Here is a 25,709-nt window from a genome sequence, read left to right as displayed (position 1 = left end):
TGAATGAAATCATTGCTTTGCGGAACAATTTCTTTACATGGGCAATGATTTCATTATAATGGCAACCTAATTTTTAGTAGTAATTGATAACCGAGGAACGTTGCGAGGTTTGTTTCATGCAAACCCCAGGCTCGGTTTACAAGTTAAGTCAAAATATTGGTTAACTTGTAACGGCGTTCACCTAATTTAAACCGTGCCAGACACGGGATTTGGGTGAACAAAAACCGTTACAGTTGCAAACTTTATCGGTTCGTTCTCAGCCCCTCCCTTCTGGTCACACTTCAAGGAATTGAAAAATGAATACTGTGACTACAGATTTTAAACATATAGCCCAAGACTATGTGATTGCTGATATTAATTTAGCTACATTCGGTCGTAAAGAAATCGCTATCGCTGAAACAGAAATGCCAGGTTTAATGGCTATTCGCGAAGAGTACGCAAGTGCACAACCACTCAAAGGCGCGCGCATCACTGGCTCGCTACACATGACCATTCAAACTGCTGTACTGATTGAAACGCTTAAAGATTTGGGCGCGGATGTACGTTGGGCATCATGCAATATTTACTCTACCCAAGACCACGCTGCGGCTGCGATTGCGGCTGGCGGCACACCAGTTTTCGCGGTAAAAGGCGAAACACTGACTGAATACTGGGATTATACCCACCGCATTTTTGAATGGACTGATGGCGGCTATAGCAACATGATTCTGGATGATGGCGGCGATGCGACATTATTGCTGCATCTTGGTACACGCGCAGAAAAAGATTTATCTGTGATTGCCAATCCAACTTCAGAAGAAGAAATCTGCTTGTTCGATGCAATTAAAGCCAAATTAAAAACAGACCCAACTTGGTACTCAACACGTTTGGCCAAAATTATTGGCGTGACGGAAGAAACCACCACCGGCGTGCATCGCTTGTATCAGATGCATAAAGAAGGCAAACTGGCTTTTCCTGCAATCAATGTTAATGACTCAGTAACAAAATCAAAATTCGACAATCTATACGGCTGTCGTGAGTCTTTAGTGGATGCAATCAAACGCGCGACCGATGTAATGGTTGCAGGTAAAGTAGCGATAGTGGCTGGTTATGGTGATGTAGGTAAAGGCTCTGCGCAAGCATTGCGTGCCTTATCCGCACAAGTATGGGTAACAGAAGTTGATCCAATCTGCGCATTACAAGCAGCGATGGAAGGTTATCGTGTCGTTACAATGGATTATGCTTGTGAGCATGGCGATATTTTTGTCACTGCAACAGGCAATTACCACGTGATTACGCATGATCATATGGCAAAAATGAAAGATCAGGCGATTGTGTGTAATATTGGCCATTTCGATAATGAGATTGACGTTGCTTCACTTGAAAAATATGAATGGGACGAAATCAAGCCACAAGTAGATCACGTGATTTTTCCAAATGGCAAAAAAATTATTCTATTGGCAAAAGGTCGTTTGGTGAATTTAGGCTGCGGTACAGGTCACCCTTCATACGTGATGAGCTCAAGCTTTGCTAATCAAACTATTGCGCAAATTGAGTTGTTTACGCGTCAAGCGGATTATCCAGTTGGTGTTTATGTGTTACCTAAACATTTGGATGAGAAAGTAGCTGTATTACAATTGAAAAAATTGAATGCGCAGCTAACAAGATTATCTGAAACACAAGCAGCTTATATTGGCGTTTCGCAAGATGGTCCTTTTAAGCCTGATACTTATCGTTATTAAGTTTTAAATTTATTTAATTAAAGAAAAAGGAAGCAGACACATGAAATTACTGATTGGATGGTTGTTAAATGCTTTGGCTTTATTAGCCGTAGCGTACTTTGTACCAGGCATTCATGTGTCTAGCTTTATGTATGCCCTCATTGCGGCAGCGGTCATTGGTTTAGCCAATATATTGATTAAACCCATTTTATTGATACTCACACTACCAGTCACTATTCTCACGTTGGGTTTATTTATTTTCGTGATTAATGGATTGATGTTCTGGCTGGCGGGTTATTTTTTACAGGGATTTGATGTAAAAACAATTACTGCTGGCATTATTGGTGCGATTGTTTACAGCATTATTTCGTGGATACTGAGTGCAGTTGTGGTTGATAAAAAATAATAAAGATAACGTAAAAGATGAAGCAAAATATCCCATTAAGTTTTGAGTTTTTCCCGCCCAAAACGGCGGAGGGCATTGCCAATTTGCGTGAAACACGCACACAACTGGCCAAATTTAACCCTGAATTCTTTTCAGTCACCTTTGGCGCTGGCGGCTCTACAACTGATCGCACCAAAGAAACCGTGTTTGAAATTCAAGCAGAGGGCTACCAAGCAGCGCCGCATATTTCCTGTATTTCATCCAGCAAAGAGGAGATTCGCACTCTGCTCTCAGCTTACAAAGCTAAAGGCATTAAGCGTTTAGTTACTCTGCGCGGTGACGTGCCATCTGGCGAAGTCAGCGTGGGTGATTTTAAATATGCCAATGAACTGGTGAGTTTTATCAGGCAAGAAGCGGGAGATTGGTTTCATCTTGAAGTTGCCGCCTATCCCGAATTTCATCCGGAAGCCTTATCGGCCGCCAAAGATATGGCCAACTTTAAACGCAAAGTAGACGCTGGTGCAGATTCCGCCATTACACAGTATTTTTACAATGCAGACGCATATTTTAGATTTGTGGACAGTTGTGAAGCAGATGGCATTACGATACCGATCGTGCCAGGCATTATGCCCATTTATAACTACACGCAATTAGCTCGATTTTCGGGTATTTGCGGCGCAGAAATTCCACGTTGGCTGCGCTTGCGTTTAGAAGCTTATGCAGATGATATGCCGTCCTTACGGGCGTTAGGTATAGATGTGGTGAGTGAACTATGTGAAACTTTACTGAGCTGGGGAGTGCCAAGCTTGCATTTCTACACGCTTAATCAGGCAGGTATTATTTCTAAAATTATTGAGAATCTAGATAAAAAATAACGCTAGAAAATATATTGATATAGCTGAAAAAAATGAGCAGATTGAATATTCAACTTGCTCATTTTTTTTAATCTTAAAACATTATATTAGCTTTAGAAGCTAAATTGATTAGTGAATAGCCAATCCGCGCGGATTAAATAAGGCATCTTCTACAAATAAATAATCTTTTTCGCGACCTTCGTTCCACAGCGCAATCATCGAAATCCAACGCATCTCTTCTACTGTAATCACTTGTTGTTTCAGCGCCATTGCACGATCAATGATTAAATCGCGTTCCATATCGTTAATCACATTCGCCTGCTGTAGAAATAAAATAAATCCGATACTTTCAGTATTGATTTTCTTTAGCTCCATATCGGAAAATACACGCAAGCCAGAGTGTTTATGAGCATAATGAGGTGCAGGTTCGGTTAATCTTGATTTCATTTCTGCATACCAATCAAACGCGCCAGTAATATCAGACGAGTCAAATCCAGCAGCTGAAAGCTCCTGCTCCATCACATCACTATCCAGCGCTGTATGATGCGAAAAATAATTTTCAAACATGAACACTAACACTTCAAACATAGCATCTCCTCGCTATCAATTTGGAATCTATTTATTGCTGGTGTTTAGATCAAACGTTGATATTTTCCACCGCTCAAGGTCGTTACTTTGCCTTCCAGTTCCATTACCATAAGCATGGCTGAAAGTGTCTCGGTCGTCAATCCAGAAACGGTTAATATCGTTTCAAAATCAATTGCATCAAAACCCATGCAAACCAGAACTGTATTGGGTTCCGATGCGTTTCGCTCTGTTTCTGCCGTTAGCCCCATTGGGCTAATATCTGGCAGTAGATTTTTCAGTTCTTCTACAATATCTTCGGTATTTTCAACTAGTTTCGCACCATGCTTAATCAGTTGATGACAACCTTTTGCAACAGGAGAGTGAATAGAGCCAGGGATGGCAAATACTTCACGCCCCTGCTCTGCGGCCATGCGTGCGGTAATCAAAGAGCCACTATCCACATTAGCCTCCACAACCAAGCAACCCAAACTTAAGCCGCTGATAATGCGATTTCTGCGTGGGAAATTTTGTGCTTTTGAGGGCGTACCTAATGGAAATTCTGACAAAATCAAGCCTCGTTCGGCAATTTTATGCGCCAAATCGCGATGCCTAGCGGGATACACGATATCCAAGCCTGTTCCGACCACTGCAATTGTAGCGCCATTTGCTTTTATCGCACCACGATGCGCCGCTGCGTCAATCCCCAATGCCATTCCACTCACCACACATAAACCGTAATTGCACAGACTGGCGGCAAAATCTTCTGCATTTTTCTCGCCCTGTGGCGTGCTGTTTCGGCTGCCAACTATCGCGATAGACGGATGATTGAGCCAGCGCAAATCACCAATCGCATAGAGCACTGCAGGTGGATTAGTGATTTCCAGTAAACATTGAGGGTAAGTTTCGTCGGCAAGAGTGACGATGTGTGTATCGTCTTTGTGTAGCCAGTCAAGCGTGGGTTGAATCAATTCCACGTCGACTCCGCTTGAAATCTTCTGGGCAACATCGTCATCGACTACTTCGCGCAGCTGGTGAACTTTGGCACTGAAAATCGCTTCTGGTGAGCCAAACTTTGCTAACAGCTGGCAAATACCTGCATTGCCTAGCCCATGGATAAAATGGAGAGAAACCCAAAGAGCAACATCATTTTCTTGAATGTTGTCCTTGGTTAACATGACTTATAGCCAACACTCTTAAGGCGTATGGACAGAGTCTGCCGTGTAAATCGCATCTGTCGTATTCATGATAAGACCATAAGACACACGATCAAATGTTCTAAAAATCATCATTAAACCAACACGCTCATCTGGCAGCTTAATTTGACCCGGCTGCAAAGCTGGCTTGTCTTGGGAGGATACTTTTTCAATATCTGACTTTTTATATTCCGGGTCTTTGATAATTCGCCCATAACGACTAATGGCCAAAACATGGCCTTCTTCCAAGCCATCATTTTTACCGCGATTAATCGAGACAACCGTATTGGGGCCGCCTTCAGCAACGCCGCCATAAATACGCATGATACGTCCTGAAATTTGTGCCTCTGGTGCATGCGGCACAAAGCTACTTTTAAACTCGTCAGGAGAAACAACCAGTCGATCTTTAGTGAAAATCTCTTCTTTAGCTCGTACAATATCGCCTGTTGCCGGCTCACCAAACCGTGCAATATCCACATCACCCAAATAAATCGCTTCTGTGCCCAGCACTTCATTGGTATCAGGATCTCGCAGCACTTCACCTGGGCGGTAAATATTCCAATGCGTACCTTCACCGTCGTTAATATTATTAACATAAACGCGGGTACCTGGACTTAAAATAACTCGGTTATCTTGGCCTGCAATAATGCGCGGAGCAGTATCCAATTTGCCATTTTCAATAAGCAAAGGCTGGCTTAAAAAAGGCTCAATCACATTGGGTGCAATCGTAAAAATAGCTTCTTTTTCCAACGCTTCTTCACGTATGCCCGGCTGTAGCGTCACTGTTTCACGCAGTAATTTCAGTTGCGGCGAACCACTACTTGTATCTAACACCACCACATCGCCAGGGTAAATTAAATGTGGATTTTTAATCTGTTCGCGATTCATGCGCCAGACTTTTGGCCACTGCCAAGGATCTTTCAAGAACTGGCCTGAAATGCCCCATAATGTGTCGCCTTTTACCACCACATGGCGTTCAGGATGGTTTTTCTGTAGCTGAATTTCATCAGCATTTACATTCAAGCTTAAGCAAGCAAGCACAAGCAGCGTTATAATGCGTTTATTCATTGCATGACCTCGGTCAAGATAGCGGCTAAAATAAGGAATTGCATCCGCGAAATTGCATTAAATTTATCACGTAATTCATTCAACAATCAAGCCTTTTTGCAAACAATGAAGCTTTTCACAAAACAGGCTGTTGATATAAGGCAACACTTTTAATATTTAACGATTATGGCACTACTGAATATACTTAATTACCCGGATCCGCGCTTACATACGGTGGCCAAACCAATCAAAGAGGTGAATGCGAAGATTCGCCTATTAATAGATGATATGGCAGATACGATGTATGACGCACCCGGTATCGGCTTGGCAGCGACTCAAGTTAACGAGCACATTCAACTCATTGTGATTGACACCAGCAAGGAACAAAACCAGCTGCAAGTATTTATTAACCCTAAAATCGTGGCAAAAAGTGGCTCGCAAGATTATGAAGAAGGTTGTTTATCCGTACCAGGCGTTTATGAAAATGTCACCCGCGCCGAGAAAATCACGGTGGAAGCACTGGATAAACAAGGCAATCCTTTTAAACTAGTGGCTGACGGCCTGTTAAGTGTGTGCATTCAACATGAAATGGATCATCTGCTGGGTAAAGTATTTGTAGAATACTTATCGCCTTTAAAACGCAACCGCATTAAAACCAAAATGGTTAAATTGCTGCGCGATAGATAGTACTTTAAAACCCTATGAAAATTATTTTTGCTGGAACGCCTGAGTTCGCAGTCCCTGCTCTCGCGGCTTTAATTGATGCTGGACATGAAATTGTCATGGTACTGACTCAACCAGACCGCCCTGCCGGACGTGGCATGCAGCTTAAAGCCAGCCCTGTGAAACAGCTGGCGTTAAGCCACAATCTGGCTATCTTCCAGCCCACGTCGCTCAAACCAATTGAAGTGCAGGCGCAAATTGCTGCAACGCAAGCTGACGTTATGATAGTTGCCGCATATGGCTTGATTATTCCTACCAGCGTTCTGCAAATGCCTAAACTTGGTTGTTACAACATACATGCATCTCTTTTACCGCGTTGGCGCGGTGCGGCACCGATTCATCGCGCACTCTTAGCTGGTGATACAGAAACTGGCGTCACCATTATGGAAGTGGTACCAGCCTTAGATGCAGGCGCAATGATAAGCAAAGGTATTGTGCCGATTACGGATAATGACACCACGCAAAGCCTGCATGACAAACTCGCAACAATTGGTGCTGAGTTAATGGTTAAAGCGATGCAAAATTTAGCTGTAAATGGTGTATTAACCAGCACAATCCAAGACGAAAGCTTGGTCACCTACGCGCACAAATTAGAAAAAGCCGAGTCCGCAATCGATTGGCATAAAAGTGCGATTGAAATTTCTCGCCAAGTGCGCGGCTTTAACCCTTTCCCTGTCGCTACTGCACAATTCAGAAATGAGACTTGTCGTATTTGGTTTGCAAAAGCAATCGTCAACAACATTAATAAAAACAGCGCTGGCGAAATTGTTAGCCTAGAAGGTGGGATTAATGTCTCTTGCGGTGATGGAACTTTACAGATCAGTGAGTTACAAATGCCAGGTGGAAAACGCCAGACTGCTCAACAATTTGCGCAAGGCCAACATCTAAAAATCGGCGAATTTTTTAGTTAACCACCAACGCAACATTTCTGGCTAAATTAATGCGCACAGCTTGAACTTAAAGTAAGTCGGCTGCATATTAGCAGTAGTTATTAAATCACAATCTACATATATTATTTAAAATGCATTTGTAATCGTTAGGAGATTCATATGTTTGGCAATTGGTTAAAAACCTCAATCTTAATGGCTGCCATTGTTGCCTTATTTGGCACAGTGGGTGCGGCATTTGGTGGCGGAACAGGCATGCTAATCGCGCTTTTATTTGCTGCCGGCATGAATATTTACGCTTATTGGTTTTCGGACAAAGCCGTGCTAAAAATGTATGGCGCGCAAGAAATTTCACCCGATAATAATTATGGCAATGGACAATTTCGCAATTACTATAATATGGTGAAAGAGTTGGCGCAAAATGCTGAACTACCCATGCCAAAAGTGTATGTGATGAACGAAAATCAGCCTAATGCATTTGCAACGGGCCGCAATCCTGAAAATGCGGCTGTAGCAGCTACAGCCGGCATTATGCAAATTTTAAACGAGCGCGAATTGCGCGGCGTGATGGCGCATGAACTTGCACATATCAAACATCGCGACACACTTATTTCAACCATATCCGCCACCATGGCTGGTGCAATCGCCTCAATCGCGCAGTTCGGTATGTTCTTCGGCGGCGGGAATAGAGATGGTGAACGTGGCAGCCCAATCATTGGCATACTCATGATGTTTTTGGCACCACTGGCTGCCAGTCTTATTCAAATGGCCATTTCACGCGGCCGCGAATTTGAGGCCGACAAAATGGGCGCGCAAATTAGCAAAGACCCAAAAGCCTTAGCCAGCGCGTTAGAAAAAATTCACAACTACGCGCATAAAATCCCTAACGAAACCGCAGAGGCGCATCCAGAAACCGGGCAAATGATGATCATTAACCCACTTTCTGGTGTATCGTTTGACAGCTTGTTTAGCACACATCCAAAAACTGAAGAGCGCGTTGCTAGATTGATGGCAATGAGCAATTCTTATTAATTAAATCCACAGATCGTTTAGATGCTTGATGACTGCCCATGTATGATTAATACCCAATGAAATCCATACGCCCTAATTTAAAGTATTAATCAAGAAAGCCACTTTGTACATTTCCCAACAAATCGCCGCGATTGCAATCTCTCAAGTTTTATCTGGCCGCAATCTTACCCTGGCGTTGCCAGATGCACTTTCCAGCTACCCGAATGCAACGCCGCAACAGCGCGGCGCGGCGGCAGATTTAAGTTACGGCACCTTGCGTTTTTATGGCGAAGTAAACGCTTACTTAGTTAAATTACTTGAAAAACCCTTAAGTAATGAACATATTACTGCGCTTTTACTGGTGGCAATTTACCAGTTACTACATGATAAAGCGGATGATTTCACAGTGGTAAATCAGGCAGTTGAAGCCGCGAGTTATGCAAAACCGCGCTGGGCAAAAGGCTTGGTGAATGGTGTTTTGCGCAATTTTTTACGGCAGAAAATAGTGTTAAGTCAGCAAGTTCAAGCTGATACAAAAAATAATGAAGTCGCACTTTACTCCTATCCACAGTGGTGGATTAATAAACTTAAAAAGCAATACCCTTCAACATGGCAAAATATTTTGACCACAGGTAACGCGCACCCGCCAATGACGTTACGCGTGAATGTGCAAAAAACCAGTGCGAAAGAATACGTGCAATTACTGGCAAGGCAAGATATTGTAGCCAGTCAAGTGGGTAAGTACGCGGTGATTTTAGAGCAACCAATTCCTGTTGAAAAAATACCAGGTTTTGCAGATGGTGTGGTTTCTGTACAAGATTATGGCGCGCAATTAGCAGCAGGTTTACTGGATTTGAAAAGCGGCATGACGGTATTAGATGCCTGTTGCGCACCTGGTGGCAAAACAGGTCATATTTTGGAATTGGCAGACATTAAGCTAACCGCGCTAGATAATGATGCCAGCCGCTTAAACCGCGTGGAAAGTAATTTAAACCGACTGAATTTAAATGCTGATTTGCAATTAGGCGATGCGGCTCAGTGGCAAGCTGACCAGCCTTTTGAACGTATTCTAGCCGATGTCCCATGCACCGCATCGGGCATTGTGCGGCGGCATGTGGATATTAAATGGTTGCGTCGTGAGTCGGATATTGCATCGTTTTGCGCGCAACAGTCCTTAATTTTGGCGAACTTGTGGCAATTATTAGCAAAAGGCGGTAAATTACTCTATGTGACCTGTTCGATTTTTAATGAAGAAAATCAACAACAAATTGACAATTTTTTACTGAAAAACCATGATGCAACTCAATTGCCATTAACGCTGAACAATGAAAACCATCAAAACATTCAGCTTGAACAGGGCCAACTTATTCCAAACCATCAACATGATGGTCTTTTTTACGCACTGCTTCAAAAAACCTAACCTCAAAAAATTTAGCCGCTACGCGCGCTCCAGTATTGTTTTTTTATTGTTAAATACGGCTTCGGTCGCCTTCGCGGCCAGTAGCATTAACATTAATTATGCTGAGTTGCAGCCATTAGATGATTCTTACGCATTATCAGCCGATATTGATATCGACTTTGATAATGCAATTGAAGAGGCTGTTAATAAAGGCGTACCACTACATTTTTTAATTGAATTTCAAGTGGTTAAACCATGGAAATATTGGTTTGATGATGAAATCGTCACTGTTAGCAGAAGCGTTACGTTGAGTTACCATGCATTGAGCCGACAATATTTGGTGAATCACGGTGAACACCAAAAGTCGTTTGAAACACTGGACGAAGCCAAAGATGCGCTTATGCAAATAAACAATTGGAAAGTGATGGATAAATCGCTCATCGAAAAAAGTGAAGCTTATAACGCCGCTTTATTGGTGCGCTTAGATCAATCCAAACTACCGAAAGCGATTCAGGTAGATGCAATTGGATCAGAAAAATGGAACTTAACCTCTCAAAAATACGAATGGGCTTTAAAAGAGGCCAATAGTAAAGAGTTGATTAATCTTAAAGAGTCGAGTGTTAAAGATCTCAAATAACGATGTTGCAAATTAGCTGATGAGATATATTGTATTTGTAAGTGTGGCGTTGGGTGTAGTACTGCTGTACTTACTTTCGCTAGCCAGTGCCAATACTGCTGCCTCAAACGATTACTACAAAATCCTGCTCTACCTTAATATCGCTTTAGCTGGTGTTTTGATTGTGCTGATTGTCATTCAACTGTGGCATTTGTACAAAAAAATCAAAAGTGGGGTGATGGGTAGTCGCTTGACTTTGCGCTTACTGGGCACATTTGCCTTGATGGCGATTATTCCCGGCATGATTGTATATTTGGTGAGCGTGAACTTTTTAACGCGCTCAATCGAATCATGGTTTAACGTCAAAGTAGAGTCCGCGCTAGATGGCGGCCTAAGTTTAGGCCAGCGCGCTTTAGATATCATGCTGCAGGATGTGGAAGAAAAAGCAGAGAATATGGCACTCACACTGGCTTTTCAGCCATCGCGCAGCCACTACAGCTTATTGAATGATTTACGCGACAAATCGGGTATTCAAGATGCTGCATTACTGACGCCGCAAGGCCGTATTATTTCAGTCTCAAGCGGCGACCCGAATAGCTTCCTGCCAGAATTACCCAGTATTCCACAACTACGCCAAGCGCAAAATCGCGTGTATGGAAAAATTGAGCCTATCCCTAACAAAGGTTTATATTTGCGTGTATTAGCACCTGTTAATGTACAAGAATTAGCCGGCGAAACCCGCATTTTGCAATTATTGCAGCCTGTGCCAAAATCATTATCTAACACTGCAGAGGCCGTGCAAGACGTTTATCGCGATTATCAGGAACTGTCTTACAGTCGCAATTCACTTAAAGATGTTTTTGCACTGACGCTGACATTAGTGCTGATGCTAGCGATGTTATCAGCATTGGCAATTGCGTTTGTATTAAGCCGCCGCATCACGCAACCGTTGACCGTATTAGCAGAAGGCACGCGCGCTATTGCCAGCGGCGATTACAGCACCATGTTGCCGGAGCATGGTAAAGATGAGTTGGGTGTATTGGTGAAATCGTTTAACAGCATGACACGCCAGTTAGATGATGCCACCAAAGCCACAGAGCGAAATCGTGTGCGCGTAGAAGCGGCGCGTAGCTATTTGGCGACTATTCTGGCGCATTTATCTTCCGGCGTTCTGGCGATTAATGAAAAAGGCGAACTGCGCACTTTTAACCTGACAGCCAGCACGATTCTAGGTTTGAATCTTGCGATGTTTGAAAATCAGCAATTTACTAAAATAAGTGAAAGCAATATTTCTTTAGGTGAATTTATTAGTTTGGTGAAATCACACTTTGAACTGACCAAAACAGATGAGTTAGCAAAAACGGAACTCACCCGCCAAATTGAAATCGTTAAACCGCAAGGCAAGCAATTACTGCTGGTTCGCGCCACTCGCCTGCCTAACAACCCCAGTGCTGGCAGCAATGATAATGGCTTTGTGGTGGTATTTGACGATGTGACTACGATGGTGCAAGCACAGCGTGATGCAGCTTGGGGTGAAGTTGCGCGCAGGTTGGCACATGAAATTAAAAACCCACTCACGCCTATTCAGCTATCGGCCGAACGTTTGCAACACAAATTGAGCAGCAAATTAAATACAGATGACGCCAGCATGCTGCAACGCGCCACGGATACCATTGTTAACCAGGTAAGCGCCATGAAAACCATGGTGAATGAATTCAGTGAATATGCCCGCTCGCCTTCGGCAAATTTAAGCAAATTGAACATCAATGCATTGATTAAAGATGTATCGATGCTGTACGAGAATGGTCGTGATGAAAACACGAACGACCATCCCAGCGTTAAAATGACTTATGACTTAATGCCAAACATGCCGGATATTTTGGGTGACGCAACAATGCTGCGACAGGTATTACACAATTTAATGCAAAATGCACAGGATGCACTTGTGACATCTGAAGAGGCCTTACCCATTCAAAATCCTGAAATTTTAGTTCAAACCAGTTTTAACGAATCTACGATTAAACTGATGATTAAAGACAATGGACTAGGTTTTCCCGCAAAAATAATCTCTCACGCTTATGAGCCTTATGTCACCACAAAAGTGCATGGTACTGGCTTAGGCTTGGCCATTGTCAAGAAAATGGTAGACGAGCATGCTGGTCAAATTAAAATTGAAAATAGTACTTCTGGTGGCGCCTGCGTAACGATTCTGCTGCCTATTATTCAGGAAACTAAAAAACAACCAGCAGATGACAAACTCGCACATAAGCCAACAAGTAAAAACATGAATGACAATAAACGCAAAAAACAAGTAAGGGAAAATTAAGCATGACATCACGGCATATTTTAGTGGTGGATGACGAAATAGGCATTCGCGAATTATTAAGAGACATTTTAGAGGACGAAGGCCATCACATTACACTGGCAGACAATGCTCAGGCGGCCAGGGACGCGCGTTTAAAACAACGACCAGACTTAGTTCTATTAGACATTTGGATGCCTGACTGCGATGGCATCAGCTTGCTTAAGGAATGGGGCAACGCTGGCCTGTTAACTATGCCAGTAGTGATGATGTCTGGCCATGGCACGATTGATACTGCGGTCGAGGCTACCCGCATCGGCGCGTTTGATTTTTTAGAGAAGCCAATTGCTCTACAAAAATTACTCAAAACAGTAGCCACCGCCTTAAAACACGCAGAAAACCTGCCAAAAACGGAAATGAACTTGGCCAGCTTTGGCAAAAGCTTAGTCATTAATGAGCTAAAACAGCGCTTAGAGCAAATATCCCGTACAAAAAATGCATTACTACTCATCGGCAAAAAAGGCGGCAGCGTAGAACTTTGCGCACGTTTTTTACACACCACTGGTACGCCTTGGCTTAGTTTAATTGAATATGAAAAACTTGCCAGCGCACCGCTAGAGATTTTAGAGCAAACGCGAGAAGGTGTTCTGTACATTGATGAAGTTTCTGCGTTAAACAAGTCTGAGCAAAAAGGCCTGCAATTACTTTTAAGCAAAGCAGACAAATATCAAGTACGCGTGGTTTGTGCCAGCGCATTCAGCTTGCCTCAACTCACTGATAACGCACAGTTTGATTACACCTTGATGCAAACTTTATCTCAAAGCACGTTAAAAGTGCCGGCACTGAACGATCACAAAGAGGATATTCCCGATTTGGCCACCGCCATGGCTAGCTTGCTGGTGGAAACATCTGGTGCTGATTACAAAAGCTTTGATATCGCCGCATTGAACGCATTAAGAAATGCGGAATGGCCAGGCGATTTAGCCGAGTTGGAAGCGGTTGTGCAAAATGCCATGTTAAGTAGTTTGACGGATAAAATTACCCTCAACGACGTAAACCGCGTGCTGGAACAATTTACCACTAGCGAAGTAGATCAGACCAGTCACTCGCCATCGTTTCCAATTGAATTGATTCAACCTTTACGCGAAGCGCGTGATGATTTTGAACGTTATTACTTTCAATATCACATGAAACTCATCAATAACAATATGAGTAAATTGGCCGAGATTTCTGGCTTGGAACGCACACATTTGTACCGAAAATTAAAGCAGCTAGGCATTAAAATTAAAGGATAAGAATTTATACGTTATTGTTTTGGCTTAAAGTGTTACTAAATTTACACATAGTAGCTATCAGATTGCGTCAAGCGCGGGGAAAAGCTGGGTGTACTGGCAGGTATTGATGAGTTTTCTGCTGGCCCAAGAATCAATCAATATGAGCGTGGCAAGCATGCGCCCGATGTTTACATGGCAGAAAGATTGGCGCGCGTGCTAAATGTGCCAGCAGCTTATATGTACTGTGAAAATGAAGTTTTAGCTGCGATTATTTTAGAATTAGGTACGCTCAATAAAGATACCAGAATAAATATATTACAGCAGGTAAAAAACTTAAATCAAAGCAGTTAAACTAAGCTTAACCCAGCGTTAAAATCACAGGCGTATGATCTGATGGGCGTTCTAATTTGCGTGGAGCCTTATCAATGACGCAGGTTTGACAAAGTGGTTTTAACGCATCGCTGACCAGAATATGGTCAATCCGCATGCCAAAATTACGCCTGAACCCCATCATGCGGTAATCCCACCAGGTAAAACTTTTTTCAGCTTGCTCAAACAATCTAAAACTATCATGCAGCCCAAGATTGGTTAACCGTTGAAACGCTTCGCGTTCTTTAGGGCTGACCAGAACCTGCCCCACCCATGCGGCTGGATCATGGCAATCACGATCTTCCGGCGCGATATTGTAATCGCCTAACAACACCAGATTGGGATATTTTTTGAGTTCATCAGCAAGCCAAATCGTTAATGCATCCAGCCAGCGCATTTTATAGTCGTACTTGTCTGAATCCACTGCTTGACCATTGACGATATACACGCAAATAACGCGAATATCGTTTATTGTCGCGCTAATCACCCGTTGCTGCGCATCCTCAAAATTGAAAATACCACGCTCAACATCAGTCATGTCGTGGCGACTTAGAATCGCCACACCATTGTAGGTTTTTTGCCCCGCATGCACGGATTGATAGCCGGCAGCGACTAATTCAGCATAGGGGAACTTGCTATCTTCCTGCTTGGTTTCCTGAATACACAAGACATCGACAGGATTTTCCCGCAACCAATCCAATACATGCGGCAAACGCACATTCAGCGAGTTGACATTCCAAGTTGCTAGTTTCACAGGCTTATCTCAATATAAATAACAGTTTTTTCATTTTAACACGCGTTAAAAACTGGCTTCATTTTAGTATTAACTAATTTAATAAACCGCTTGTTAGAGACATCGTTTAGCTTATGTTAAAGTGCTGGCTTTTTTGGGTATTAAAAAAAGTGATTAAAGCTGCAATATTTGATATGGACGGGCTACTGATTGATTCGGAGCGCGTCATCATGCAAGCCTGCATCGCCGCCGCCCGCGAGATAGGTATTACCTATACCCAAACAGAATATGCAGAGCTGATTGGCCGTGCAGGGCCTGATTCTACGCGCAGGATGATTGAGCAATTAAACGGCGTGGAAAATTTTAACAGCGTGATGCAAGGGTTAGATGCACGACTAGCTGAGCATAACCATCATTTTCCGCTAAAACCTGGCGCGCTGGATTTACTTCAATATTATCAGGCAAATAATATTATCTGCAGCGTAGCATCCTCTTCACCTACTAATCATATTAACCACCGCTTAAGCCAAGTAGGTGTATTGGATTTTTTCAGTCATGTGACCAGCGGACAAGAAGTAATGCATGGCAAACCTAACCCTGATATTTACCTGCTTGCCGTCGAAAAACTGGGCTTAAATGTATCTGAATGTATTGCATTTGAAGACAGCGAAACTGGTGCCCGTGCCGCAATTGCCGCAGGCTTAAAAGTAGTGGTGGTACCAGATTTACAGCAACCAAGTAACCATGTGAAAACACATTGCCATCAGGTGGTTATCAGCTTAAAGGATTGGTTAAGCAGCGTTAACAACTGAATCGAATGGCTTAAGCAACCACACATGTTCAGTGGCTGGACATGTGCCTTTTAAACCGCCTTCTACTGGCTCACTAGCTAAAAGTGTTAAGTCATAGCGGGCCTGATAATGGGTTTTCACTTCATCGGCACCAACAGAAAATGGTGGTCCTGCATGCAGGCTTTCATCATACTCAAAGCAAATCAATAACTGCGGAGCTAGTTGAGTCAGCTTAATTAAATGATCTGAATATTTTTTGCGCATTTCAACTGGCAAAGCAACCAATGCCGCCCTATCATATATCACGTCCACTTTGCCTAGCATGCTGGGCGTCACATCAAAAATATCCCCAACAAATAGATCAATATCAGGTGCGCTGTAATGCGTTATTGTATTTTTTTGAGTGATTTTTGGCGTTAAGTTAAGGCTACGAAATAAATCCTCAATCGCAATCGCACTTAATTCCGCGCCTGCTATTTGATAACCTTGTGCCAATAACCAAGCAATATCCAAACTTTTACCGCACAAAGGTAAAAAGATGCGTGAACCTTGTTTTAGATTAAGTGCGAAAAAATGTTTAACCAGTAAGGGATTGGCTGCAGGCAAATGAAAGCCTATCTGGTTTTTCTCCCATTTTTGGTGCCAGAAATTTGCTTGCATATTAGAACTTTTCTATGATGATAATTTGTTTTACAGATGCGGAATAGGCAAACAAAAAGGTGGATTACACGACGTTAACCCACCCTACAAGTTTAGGTAGTCATTCCATTGTGACGCAATAATGCATCCAAACTCGGCTCTCTACCTCTAAACGCCACAAATGATTCCATGGCTGGACGACTTCCGCCTTTGGCCAACACTTCATTTTTAAAGCGACTGCCTGCTTCTACCGATAGTGTGCCCATTTCTTCAAACAGGCTATAGGCATCGGCAGATAATACTTCTGCCCATTTGTAACTGTAATAACCTGCCGCGTAGCCACCTGCAAAAATATGGCTAAAGCTGTTAGGAAAGCGATTCCATTTTGGCGGCCTTACAACAGCTACTTCGTCGCGCACTTGTTCGATTAAATCTAAAGCAGTCTGCTTACCATTGGGATCAAATTCGCCATGCAAACGCATATCAAATAATGAGAACTCAATCTGACGCACGGTTTGCATGCCAGCCTGGAAATTTTTGGCGGCAACCATTTTGTCGAACAATTCGCGTGGTAATTGCGCGCCAGTTTCTACATGGGCGGTCATATGGCGCAGCACTTCCCATTCCCAACAGAAATTTTCCATAAACTGGCTAGGTAATTCCACCGCATCCCATTCCACGCCTTTAATACCGGATACACTGTAATCGTCCACTTGCGTGAGCATATGGTGCAAGCCGTGACCGAATTCGTGGAACATGGTGATGACTTCATCATGCGTGAACAAGGCTGGCTTACCACCAACCGGTGCAGAGAAATTGCAGGTTAAATAAGCCACGGGCAATTCTATGCCGTTAGCTTTTTTGCGGCGCGTGATACATTCATCCATCCAGGCACCGCCACGCTTGTTGTTGCGGGCATATAAATCCAGATAAAAGTAGGCGATTGGTTTGTTTTGGGCATCTGAGATTGCATAAAACGCAGCGTCGGCATGCCAAAGTGGCGCTTCAGCTTTGCGCACTTGTACGCCAAATATGGTTTCAACTACTTTGAATAAGCCAGCCAGCACTTTGCTTTCTGGGAAGTATTGTTTCACTTCCTGGTCTGAGAACGCATATTTTTCTTCACGCAACTTTTCACTCACATAAGCCACATCCCACGCTTGCAAATCGTTAATACCTAATTTCTTGGCATAAGCCAAAAGCTCCCGCATGTCTTTTTCTGCATAAGGTTTAGCGCGCTTGGCAAGCGTGTCTAAAAAGTCGGTAACTTGTTTTGGCGTATCCGCCATTTTGGTGGCGAGTGAAAGCTCAGCATAGTTTTTAAAACCCAGCATACGCGCTTCTTCCTGCTTGAGCTTTAGAATATCGCTAATCAGTGCAGTATTATCCCATTCGGGTTTGCTGAGTTCTGACGCACGCGTGGCATAAGCACGATATAAAGTTTCGCGCAAAGCGCGATTGTCGGCATATTGCAAAACTGGCATGTAGGATGGAAAGTGCAGGCTGAATTGATAGCCCTCTTTACCATCTGCTTTTGCAGATTCCGCGGCTGCTTCAATCGCATCTTCTGGCAAACCTGCTAAGTCAGCCACATTTTCAACGATATATTTAAAATCGTTGGTGTTGTCTAGGATGTTTTCTTCAAACTTAGCGCCTAGTTTAGAAAGCTCTTCACTCACAGCTTTGAAGCGGGCTTTTTCATTTGCAGGCAATTCAGCACCGCCTAATTTAAAATCGCGTACTTCATGGTTGATAATCGTTTGCTGCGTGGGTGTTAATTTTGCAAAATCACCACCCGATTGAATTGCCTTAAATTTCGCATATAAGCGCTCATCTTGTGAAATATCGCTACCATAATCGGTTAACTTCGCTAAATTTTCATTGTAGGCTTCGCGCAGTTCAGGGCTGTTTACCACCGCATTCATATGACCAACCTGACTCCAGGCGCGACCAAGCTTTTCACTATGATCTTCCAGCTTCAGTGCAAAATTTTCCCACGTAGGCACCTCAGTGCTGGTAGCAAGCTGCTCAACCAAAGCCCGACCTTCTGCAATTAAACTATCGATAGCAGGACTGATGTGCTCTGGTTTGACTTCATCAAATTTGGGTAAACCAGCGACATATAACAACGGATTTGACACGGATACTTCCTTTACTTTTTAGCTTCACTTTTGGTGTTAAGTGTTTTTAAAACTAGTTAATCAATCTTAAACATAATGGGTAACGATATGTTTCACCCTTACTGGTAGATATGGCGGCGATTATGCAAAAAACAACGTTGAATATCCAAACAAGCGGAATCAAAATAAATCCGATTAATACCCACACCAAAATGCCTGCAACAAATTGGGCAATTAGCATGGTAATTTGAAAGTTCAGCGCTTCTTTGGCTTGATCACTCAAATAAGCACTGTCATCTTTTTTAAGAATCCACACGATCAGCGAAGGAATAAAAGAAAAAACCGTACCGCCAAGGTGGGTCACGGTAGCAATATTTTTATCGTCATTACTTGGCGGCAAGCGGTCAGATACAATAACTTCTGTGGACATATTTGATTCCTATTAATGGTTAATGCAGATTAAACTGGGCAACCTTTAGTTCAATTTTTTCAATATCCGTATGGTTTAACACTTTACGTGCGTGAAGATTCAGAACAGACACTTCACTGTGCAATACTTGCTGTTTAACACTTAAAATATTGCTGGGATGCATGGAAAACTGGCGCAAACCCATGCCAATTAACAATTGCGTTAATTTAGCGTCACCCGCCATTTCACCGCATACTGAAACCGGCTTACCTAATCTTTCACCTGCTTTAATCGTCATTGAAATCAGCTTTAACACCGCTGGGTGCAACGCATTATAAAGATGTGCTACCGCATCATCCGTACGGTCAATCGCCAGCGTATATTGAATCAAATCGTTAGTGCCTATCGACATAAAATCCAGTTCCTTGGCGAACGCTTCAGCATTAATCGCTGCTGCAGGCACTTCAATCATACCGCCTAATGTAATATTTTCATCAAAAGGCATATCCTGTTTGCGCAAACTTTCTTTTGCGCGCTCTAGCAACAATTTAGTTTGGCGCAATTCCGACAAAGTAGACAGCATCGGAATTAATATTTTGATATGTCCAAAATGCGAAGCACGTAGAATTGCACGCAATTGTGTGAGAAAAATTTGTGGTTCACTTAAGCATAAACGCACCGCGCGCAGGCCCAACGCAGGGTTAGCGCAACTGCTCACCGTATCGGGATTCATCTGTTTATCTGCGCCTAAATCTAGCGTGCGAATGGTGACCGGCATGCCTTTCATGGCCTCTGTCACTTGCTTATAAGCCAGAAACTGCTCTTCCTCATCAGGCATTCCACGCTTGTTCATAAACAAAAACTCAGTGCGATATAAACCAATGCCCGTTGCGCCAGAAGCTTTTACTGCAACCACATCTTCTGGCACCTCAATATTTGCGTGCAACTCAACCACTGTGCCGCAAATCGTCACCGCTTTGGTGGCTTTAATGCGTTGTAATTTTTGCTGCTCTAATTCCCACTGCTCTTGGCGCAGCTTATATTCGGCCAGAACTTCTTTGCTTGGGTTAACAATCACCACACCCAAACTACCGTCTACAATAATTAACTCATTGTCGTTAATTAAATCCCGGGCACGCTGCAAAGCTAGAATAGACGGGATATTCAAGCTACGCGCTAAGATCGCCGTGTGTGAGGTTGCCCCGCCAACATCAGTTATAAATGCCGCAAAATGGTGTTGTTTAAATTGAATCGCATCTGCTGGCGAAATATCATGTGCCACTAAAATAGTGGCATTTTCTTGCTGCTTAACAGTCTGTTGTTTAGTTGACGATTGATTGGGCGCTTGATTGGGATGACCCAACAAAACTTTAATCACACGCTCTACAACTTGCACGACATCTTGCTTACGTTCACGCAAGTATTCATCTTCAATCGCATCAAACTGCTCAACAATGCCATCCATCTGCTGCTTAATAGCCCACTCGGCGTTACACTGCTCTTTGCGGATAATTTCTTTAGGAATCTCTGATAGCGATTTATCTGCCAGCATCATGAGATGCGTGTTGATAAATGCACCAATCTCAGCAGGTGCATTTTTCGATAATGACTCACGGATCGCTTCTAAATCTTTTTTTACCGTATGAATTGCGGTATTAAAACGTGCGATTTCATCGTCTATTAAATGCTTGGGTAACTGATAATGCACCACCTCAAGCAGTGCATTAGAGACCAGATGTGCTCGCCCAATGGCGATACCACTGGATACACCAATACCGTGAATACTGAAACTGGATTGTTGGTTTTCCTGTTTCGGCAAGGTTATTCACCCTCGCCAAAGTAGTCATTAATTAAAGTCTGCAAGGCAGTGATTGCTATACTTTCATCTGCGCCGTCGGCTTCTAAAGTAATGGTTGAGCCTTTACCAGCAGCCAGCATCATCACACCCATAATGCTTTTGGCATTTACGCGACGGCCGTTTTTTTCTACCCAAATTTCGCTGCCAAACTGACTGGCGGTTTGGGTTAATTTACTGCTGGCACGCGCGTGCAAACCCAGTTTATTGATTATTGTTATTTCTTGTTTAATCATTTTTTTCTCACTAGGTTTTGATTATTTTCGACTTGCTACATGATAATGTTCACAACTGACCTCAGTAAAGCGCACCACGCCTTCACGCCCGCCACTAATGGCTTTTTCCATGCACATTTTGATGGCGCATTCTCGATAATTGAGTACGCGCACCAACATGGGCAGATTAACTCCCGCCACACCTTCTACCACATCGGGCGTTAGCAATTTAAGCACCATATTGCATGGCGTCGCGCCATACATATCTGACAACACCAAAACACCATCGCCAGTATTCAGCTTTTTAACCAACTCCTGTGCTTGCGGCAACAAAACACTTGGGTCATCATTGGTTGCCACTTCCAAAGCTTCCAATTGTGGCGGGCGTTTGCCCAGCACATGGCTAGCACAGTGAATCAAGCTTTCACCCAAATTGCCATGCGCAATAATTAAAAGTCCAATCATATTACTTTTCTACTTTCTGACGCGTTAATCTAAGCGTTCATTCAATCATTGCTAATCAAGCTCGCGGTGCCGAATAATTACTTGCTGTTTCTGCTGTTTAAAATAGCTGCTTAATTGCTCTACAAAATACACAGACCGATGTTGTCCGCCTGTGCAACCAATTGCTACCGTTAAATAACTACGATGATCTTGATTAAAACTAGGTAGCCATTTTTCTACATAATGCTGAATATCCGCCAGCATTTCAACGACTGCGGGTTGTTTTGCCAAAAACATTTGCACGGCGGCATCCTTGCCCGTTAATGGCTTTAAATCAGCATCATAATGAGGGTTTGGCAAACTGCGTACATCAAACACAAAGTCTGCGTCTAGCGGAATACCGTTTTTAAAACCGAAGGAAGTAAACAGTAAAACCAATCCCCTGTTGCTTGCATCGCCAGCATTATAGTTATCTTGCTTCAGCAAATCACGTATATGGTTGCGTAATGCGTTGGCACTTAAGTTACTAGTATCGATGTGATGGCCAAGCTCAGCAACACCGGCCAGCAACTCACGTTCATTCGCAATACTTTCAGGCAATGTCGTGCTTTCGTTACTTAACGGATGCTTACGGCGCGTTTCAGAAAAACGCTTTACCAAGGTTTCGACGGCAGACTCTAAAAACCAAACCTGTACTTGATTACCAGCAGATTTCAGGCTCTCAATAGCCTTTGGCAGCGCCTCTAATGCGGCACTGCGGCTATCGATACTAATGGCGATTTTGCTGTGATTGGTCGCATTAAGATGTTGCGAAATCTGTGGCAACAAAGTGGCGGGCAAGTTATCGATGCAATAAAAACTGCTGTCTTCTAGTGCTCGCAGCACAATGCTTTTGCCTGAGCCAGAAAGGCCTGTCACGATAATAATCTGCATTACTCTGCCTGCTTACCTGTTGATTTTGGATTTGCTATTTGACGATCCGTCTGTTCTAAACTGGCTTTTTGCATCATTTGTCTTTGACGCTGGCTAAATTGTTTGGTTGCATTAATGCCTCTTAACAGAAGCATATGGTTACGCACGGCGACTTCGAGCAATACCGCAATATTGCGGCCTGCGGCAATCGGTATATTCACTTTTGGAATCTCTACATCTAACACTCGCTCATATTGAGTTTTAGCACTGAGCCTATCCAGTTTGAGTGGATTTAACGCATCCGCAAACTCCAACTGAATAATCAGATCTAACGGTTTCGTTGGTTTCACTGCATTATCACCAAAAAGTGCGCGAATATTCAGGATTCCCAGTCCACGCACCTCTAGAAAATCTTGTAATAGTGCTGGGCAACGACCTTCAATCCGTTCGGGCGATATTTTAAAAAAATCGACAATATCATCGGCCACCAAACGATGTCCGCGCGTAATCAGCTCTAACGCCAATTCGCTTTTACCAATGGCTGCATTACCTTTAATCAGCACGCCAAAACCTTGCACCTCTATAAAAACACCGTGCAAGCTAATGGTTTCCGCCATGGCAAGTTTCAAATAATGGCTTAATAAATCCATTAACTGCGGGCTTTGCATGGTGGAGGTGAATAATGGAATACAGTGGCTGTTTGCCGCTGAAATCAATTCTTTAGGTGGTTTTTCACCATTTGCAACAACGACTGCAGCTAGATCGGTTGCGTATAAATTGGTAATTGCCTGCTGCATCGCAATGATGCTCAGGCTGTTTAAATAGTCCATCTCAGCGCACCCCAATACCTGCACCCGATTAGGATGCACGAAATTAAGATGTCCAATTAAAGCCAAAGATGGCTTAGTGACTTTTTCGGAATTAAGTTGGTTATTACCGCCATCAAGCCCTGCAATCCAACGGAGTTTAAGCTTGAGGCGGGTTTCCTTGAATAACTCGGCTACGTTAATTTGAGCCATGATTAAAAATTAAACTTTCGTTGCAATACGTTGTTGCTCATAAAAGATTTTCGCTTACATTTAAACACATGCGGTGCTGTCATTTTTCATGTGCACCTCGTCTGGCTTAGAAACTTTAATTTAATATTGATAAGTTAGTTAAGAGTTTGACTTTCGTCAGTCGTTTGATGTTGCCCTATATCTTGATGTTTTAAAGCGCCATTGGTTTTATGATGGCTGCCTTGTTTTTCTTTGTGTTTGAGAACTTGACGGTCTAGTTTGTCCGTCAGCATATCAATCGCGCTATACATATTCTCATCGATGCACTCGGCATGTAAATCATTGCCGGGTACGTGTAATGTAGCCTCTACTTTTTGAGCGAGCTTTTCTACACTCATGGTAACTTTTACGTCAATCACATGATCGAAGTGATTGCGAATTCTAACGAGTTTGCTTTGCACATATTCACGCATTGCAGGAGTAATTTCTAAGTGATGCCCAGTTAATTGTAAATTCATGACTTGCTCCTTATTGAAATTGTTCTTTAAGTAAAGCTTGCCAATAAGTAGCACTTCTTTACTCATCGAACAATTTCAGTGTACACCTTTGGTTATTTTTTGCGAGGTGGTTTGGGCAGTTTGTTCAGAATATTTTGTAAAGCTTTTGTAAAAAACGACTATAGCGATTTGCGTAGATTCGCCGGCGGAATATTGAGAGACTCACGATATTTGGCGATAGTACGCCGTGCAACGATAATGCCTTGTTTTGCCAAAACCTCGGTAATCTGGTTATCTGACAAGGGTTTTTTAGGCGCCTCTTCAGCTACTAATTGTTTAATCAGCGCACGAATTGCAGTGGCCGATGCCGAGCCGCCAGCATCGGTTGATACATGGCTGCCAAAGAAATATTTCAGCTCGAATACGCCACGCGGAGTGAGCATGTACTTATGCGTCGTCACGCGCGAAATAGTGGATTCGTGCAACTCAAGTTCATCTGCAATTTCACGCAACACTAACGGACGCATGGCAATTTCACCATGCTCAAAGAAGTTGCGCTGACGGTCTACAATGGCTTGGCTAACGCGCAGGATGGTTGAAAAACGCTGCTGGATATTTTTAATCATCCATTTGGCTTCCTGCATTTGCGTTTGCAAATATTGATTCGAGTTTTCGCGATTGCGCTTCAATATATCGGCGTACAGTTGGTTAATACGCAACTTAGGAATCACGCCATCATTTAATGTAGCAATCCAAATGCCTTTTACCTTTTTAACCAGCACTTCATGCTGGATAAAGTGATCGCGACTTAATTGCGCAAAATCACTACCCGGACGCGGATTCTGTTGCTTGATTAAAGTCTGAGCACCTTTTAAAGCAACATCATCACAACTTAGCAGCTTGCGTAATTTAGCAAAATCCTTATTAGCCAATACCGCCAAATGATGTTGGACAATAGCTTTGGCAAGGTTTAGAAATTCGGTTTCTTTTGGCAGCGCGTTTAACTGCAATAATAAACATTCTTGTAAATTAGTAGCGCCCAAACCTGGTGGGTCTAAATGCTGAATCAACTTAAGCGCAGTTTCTAGTTCTAACAATTCAATTTCAAGTTCAGGCGGCAGTAAATCCGCCATGTCGGCTAACGACTCTTCTAAATATCCATCCTCGTTAATACTATCAATCAGCAACTGCACCAGCGTTTGATCACGATCAGACAAGGGCATTAACTTAAGCTGGCTTAATAGATGCTCGCGCAAACTTGCAGAAACTATTTCTTGACGCGTGTAGTCACCATCATCATCGTCACTATTATTCTGGCGCCCACCTTCATCCCAGTTACTCGAACTGCCATACTCTTCGTGATTATCATCAAAATCAGCTGCTGAAAAATCCTCTCCCGCGCTAGTTATTTCCTGCGGCGCATCATTCGACTCCGGACTTTCTTGAGAGGTAGCATTGCCGATTTCTTGATAATCTAAACTGTTAAAAGCATCCGGCTCATCAACATCGGCGGCTTGTTTACCATCCGCATCCAAAGGGTCATGATCATTATTCTGTTGCACAGCGTTATCATCAAAGCCTGCATCTACATCGCCATCTTCACCGTCAACCAACTCCAATAGCGGATTCTCCTGCAAAATCACATCCAGCTCTTGGTTTAGTTCAAGGCTAGATAATTGCAGCAAGCGAATAGATTGTTGCAACTGTGGCGTTAATGCCAGATTCTGCGAAATTCTAAGTTGTAAATTTTGCTTCATATAATACTTTGA

General features: G+C 43.1%; 26 protein-coding genes and 1 riboswitch. Of the genes, 12 read left to right on the top strand and 14 right to left on the bottom strand.

Annotation, left to right across the window (positions count from 1 at the left end):
- Nucleotides 1–86: 86 nt before the first annotated feature.
- Nucleotides 87–186: riboswitch (S-adenosyl-L-homocysteine riboswitch) on the top strand.
- A 110-nt stretch (nt 187–296) separates the two neighbouring features.
- Genes ahcY through metF form a run of 3 tightly spaced genes read left to right on the top strand, consistent with a single transcriptional unit; the run spans nt 297 to nt 2,960 of the window.
- Complete coding sequence (gene ahcY, locus K370_RS08310) at nt 297–1,721, top strand: adenosylhomocysteinase (protein WP_047540756.1); 1,425 nt, start codon at nt 297–299, stop codon at nt 1,719–1,721.
- A gap of 40 nt (nt 1,722–1,761) precedes the next feature.
- Nucleotides 1,762–2,106 carry a phage holin family protein gene (locus K370_RS08305; RefSeq protein WP_047540753.1) on the top strand — a complete coding sequence of 115 codons (345 nt, stop codon included), beginning with the start codon at nt 1,762–1,764 and terminating at the stop codon, nt 2,104–2,106.
- A gap of 17 nt (nt 2,107–2,123) precedes the next feature.
- Nucleotides 2,124–2,960 carry a methylenetetrahydrofolate reductase [NAD(P)H] gene (metF, locus tag K370_RS08300; protein WP_047540751.1) on the top strand — a complete coding sequence of 279 codons (837 nt, stop codon included), beginning with the start codon at nt 2,124–2,126 and terminating at the stop codon, nt 2,958–2,960.
- Between the two features lie 108 nt (nt 2,961–3,068).
- Here metF and K370_RS08295 read toward each other — a convergent pair whose 3' ends face one another.
- Genes K370_RS08295 through K370_RS08285 form a run of 3 tightly spaced genes read right to left on the bottom strand, consistent with a single transcriptional unit; the run spans nt 3,069 to nt 5,767 of the window.
- Nucleotides 3,069–3,527, bottom strand: coding sequence for a DUF494 family protein (locus K370_RS08295; protein ID WP_047540749.1), 459 nt, complete (start codon nt 3,525–3,527; stop codon nt 3,069–3,071).
- Nucleotides 3,528–3,571: 44 nt separating this feature from the next.
- Nucleotides 3,572–4,681, bottom strand: a complete 1,110-nt coding sequence (gene dprA, locus K370_RS08290) for a DNA-processing protein DprA (protein ID WP_047540747.1) — start codon at nt 4,679–4,681, stop codon at nt 3,572–3,574.
- A gap of 18 nt (nt 4,682–4,699) precedes the next feature.
- Nucleotides 4,700–5,767, bottom strand: coding sequence for a LysM peptidoglycan-binding domain-containing protein (locus K370_RS08285; protein WP_047540744.1), 1,068 nt, complete (start codon nt 5,765–5,767; stop codon nt 4,700–4,702).
- Between the two features lie 165 nt (nt 5,768–5,932).
- Between K370_RS08285 and def the strand changes: the two genes are divergently transcribed.
- From def to K370_RS12120, 8 genes are all read left to right on the top strand, one after another.
- Nucleotides 5,933–6,433 carry a peptide deformylase gene (gene def, locus K370_RS08280; protein ID WP_047540741.1) on the top strand — a complete coding sequence of 167 codons (501 nt, stop codon included), beginning with the start codon at nt 5,933–5,935 and terminating at the stop codon, nt 6,431–6,433.
- 14 nt (nt 6,434–6,447) lie between these two features.
- Nucleotides 6,448–7,380, top strand: a complete 933-nt coding sequence (gene fmt / locus K370_RS08275; RefSeq protein WP_047540737.1) for a methionyl-tRNA formyltransferase — start codon at nt 6,448–6,450, stop codon at nt 7,378–7,380.
- 138 nt (nt 7,381–7,518) lie between these two features.
- A complete protein-coding gene (gene htpX, locus K370_RS08270; protein ID WP_047540735.1) occupies nt 7,519–8,388 on the top strand; it encodes a zinc metalloprotease HtpX in 870 nt (289 codons plus the stop codon).
- 103 nt (nt 8,389–8,491) lie between these two features.
- On the top strand, nt 8,492–9,787 hold the full coding sequence (gene rsmB / locus K370_RS08265; RefSeq protein ID WP_047540732.1) for a 16S rRNA (cytosine(967)-C(5))-methyltransferase RsmB: 1,296 nt from the start codon (nt 8,492–8,494) through the stop codon (nt 9,785–9,787).
- The gene (locus K370_RS08260; RefSeq protein WP_052185209.1) at nt 9,750–10,403 is read left to right on the top strand and encodes a DUF4390 domain-containing protein; all 654 of its coding nucleotides are present in this window, start codon (nt 9,750–9,752) and stop codon (nt 10,401–10,403) included. Before rsmB ends, K370_RS08260 begins: the two co-directional genes overlap by 38 nt.
- A 19-nt stretch (nt 10,404–10,422) precedes the next feature.
- A complete protein-coding gene (locus tag K370_RS08255; protein ID WP_235272723.1) occupies nt 10,423–12,708 on the top strand; it encodes a sensor histidine kinase in 2,286 nt (761 codons plus the stop codon).
- Nucleotides 12,709–12,710: 2 nt separating this feature from the next.
- Nucleotides 12,711–13,979: a sigma-54-dependent transcriptional regulator gene (locus K370_RS08250; RefSeq protein ID WP_047540729.1), complete on the top strand. Its 1,269-nt coding sequence runs from the start codon at nt 12,711–12,713 to the stop codon at nt 13,977–13,979.
- 84 nt (nt 13,980–14,063) lie between these two features.
- Nucleotides 14,064–14,309 (top strand): helix-turn-helix domain-containing protein, encoded by a 246-nt coding sequence (locus K370_RS12120; RefSeq protein WP_200883507.1) that lies wholly within the window; start codon nt 14,064–14,066, stop codon nt 14,307–14,309.
- A 7-nt stretch (nt 14,310–14,316) separates the two neighbouring features.
- On the opposite strand, the gene xth is transcribed toward K370_RS12120, so the two are convergent.
- Nucleotides 14,317–15,081, bottom strand: coding sequence for an exodeoxyribonuclease III (gene xth / locus K370_RS08240; protein ID WP_047540726.1), 765 nt, complete (start codon nt 15,079–15,081; stop codon nt 14,317–14,319).
- 149 nt (nt 15,082–15,230) lie between these two features.
- Here xth and K370_RS08235 point away from each other — a divergent pair, with 149 nt between their 5' ends.
- Nucleotides 15,231–15,872 carry an HAD family hydrolase gene (locus K370_RS08235; RefSeq protein WP_419177396.1) on the top strand — a complete coding sequence of 214 codons (642 nt, stop codon included), beginning with the start codon at nt 15,231–15,233 and terminating at the stop codon, nt 15,870–15,872.
- Here the strand turns inward: K370_RS08235 and tmpT are convergent.
- From tmpT to K370_RS08185, 10 genes are all read right to left on the bottom strand, one after another.
- Nucleotides 15,852–16,511 (bottom strand): thiopurine S-methyltransferase, encoded by a 660-nt coding sequence (gene tmpT, locus K370_RS08230; protein WP_047540721.1) that lies wholly within the window; start codon nt 16,509–16,511, stop codon nt 15,852–15,854. The genes K370_RS08235 and tmpT overlap by 21 nt on opposite strands.
- Nucleotides 16,512–16,603: 92 nt before the next feature.
- Complete coding sequence (locus K370_RS08225) at nt 16,604–18,631, bottom strand: M3 family metallopeptidase (protein ID WP_047540718.1); 2,028 nt, start codon at nt 18,629–18,631, stop codon at nt 16,604–16,606.
- Nucleotides 18,632–18,683: 52 nt separating this feature from the next.
- Complete coding sequence (locus K370_RS08220) at nt 18,684–19,040, bottom strand: DUF4870 domain-containing protein (RefSeq protein ID WP_047540716.1); 357 nt, start codon at nt 19,038–19,040, stop codon at nt 18,684–18,686.
- A 19-nt stretch (nt 19,041–19,059) separates the two neighbouring features.
- Nucleotides 19,060–20,838 carry a phosphoenolpyruvate--protein phosphotransferase gene (gene ptsP, locus K370_RS08215; RefSeq protein WP_047540713.1) on the bottom strand — a complete coding sequence of 593 codons (1,779 nt, stop codon included), beginning with the start codon at nt 20,836–20,838 and terminating at the stop codon, nt 19,060–19,062.
- Between the two features lie 2 nt (nt 20,839–20,840).
- Nucleotides 20,841–21,110 carry an HPr family phosphocarrier protein gene (locus K370_RS08210; protein WP_047540710.1) on the bottom strand — a complete coding sequence of 90 codons (270 nt, stop codon included), beginning with the start codon at nt 21,108–21,110 and terminating at the stop codon, nt 20,841–20,843.
- A 21-nt stretch (nt 21,111–21,131) separates the two neighbouring features.
- Nucleotides 21,132–21,554 carry a PTS sugar transporter subunit IIA gene (locus tag K370_RS08205; protein ID WP_047540707.1) on the bottom strand — a complete coding sequence of 141 codons (423 nt, stop codon included), beginning with the start codon at nt 21,552–21,554 and terminating at the stop codon, nt 21,132–21,134.
- 51 nt (nt 21,555–21,605) lie between these two features.
- Nucleotides 21,606–22,466: an RNase adapter RapZ gene (gene rapZ, locus K370_RS08200; RefSeq protein ID WP_047540704.1), complete on the bottom strand. Its 861-nt coding sequence runs from the start codon at nt 22,464–22,466 to the stop codon at nt 21,606–21,608.
- A complete protein-coding gene (hprK, locus tag K370_RS08195; RefSeq protein WP_047540701.1) occupies nt 22,466–23,464 on the bottom strand; it encodes an HPr(Ser) kinase/phosphatase in 999 nt (332 codons plus the stop codon). Before hprK ends, rapZ begins: the two co-directional genes overlap by 1 nt.
- A gap of 134 nt (nt 23,465–23,598) precedes the next feature.
- Nucleotides 23,599–23,961, bottom strand: coding sequence for a ribosome hibernation-promoting factor, HPF/YfiA family (hpf, locus tag K370_RS08190; RefSeq protein ID WP_047541826.1), 363 nt, complete (start codon nt 23,959–23,961; stop codon nt 23,599–23,601).
- Between the two features lie 158 nt (nt 23,962–24,119).
- The gene (locus tag K370_RS08185) at nt 24,120–25,697 is read right to left on the bottom strand and encodes an RNA polymerase factor sigma-54 (protein ID WP_047540698.1); all 1,578 of its coding nucleotides are present in this window, start codon (nt 25,695–25,697) and stop codon (nt 24,120–24,122) included.
- Nucleotides 25,698–25,709: the final 12 nt, after the last annotated feature.

The organism is Methylotenera versatilis 7 (genome assembly GCF_000799165.1).
GTDB classification, from domain to species: domain Bacteria; phylum Pseudomonadota; class Gammaproteobacteria; order Burkholderiales; family Methylophilaceae; genus Methylotenera_A; species Methylotenera_A versatilis_A.
The sequence above is the reverse complement of the archived record's forward strand: the minus strand, read 5'-3'. Positions and strand labels throughout refer to the sequence as shown.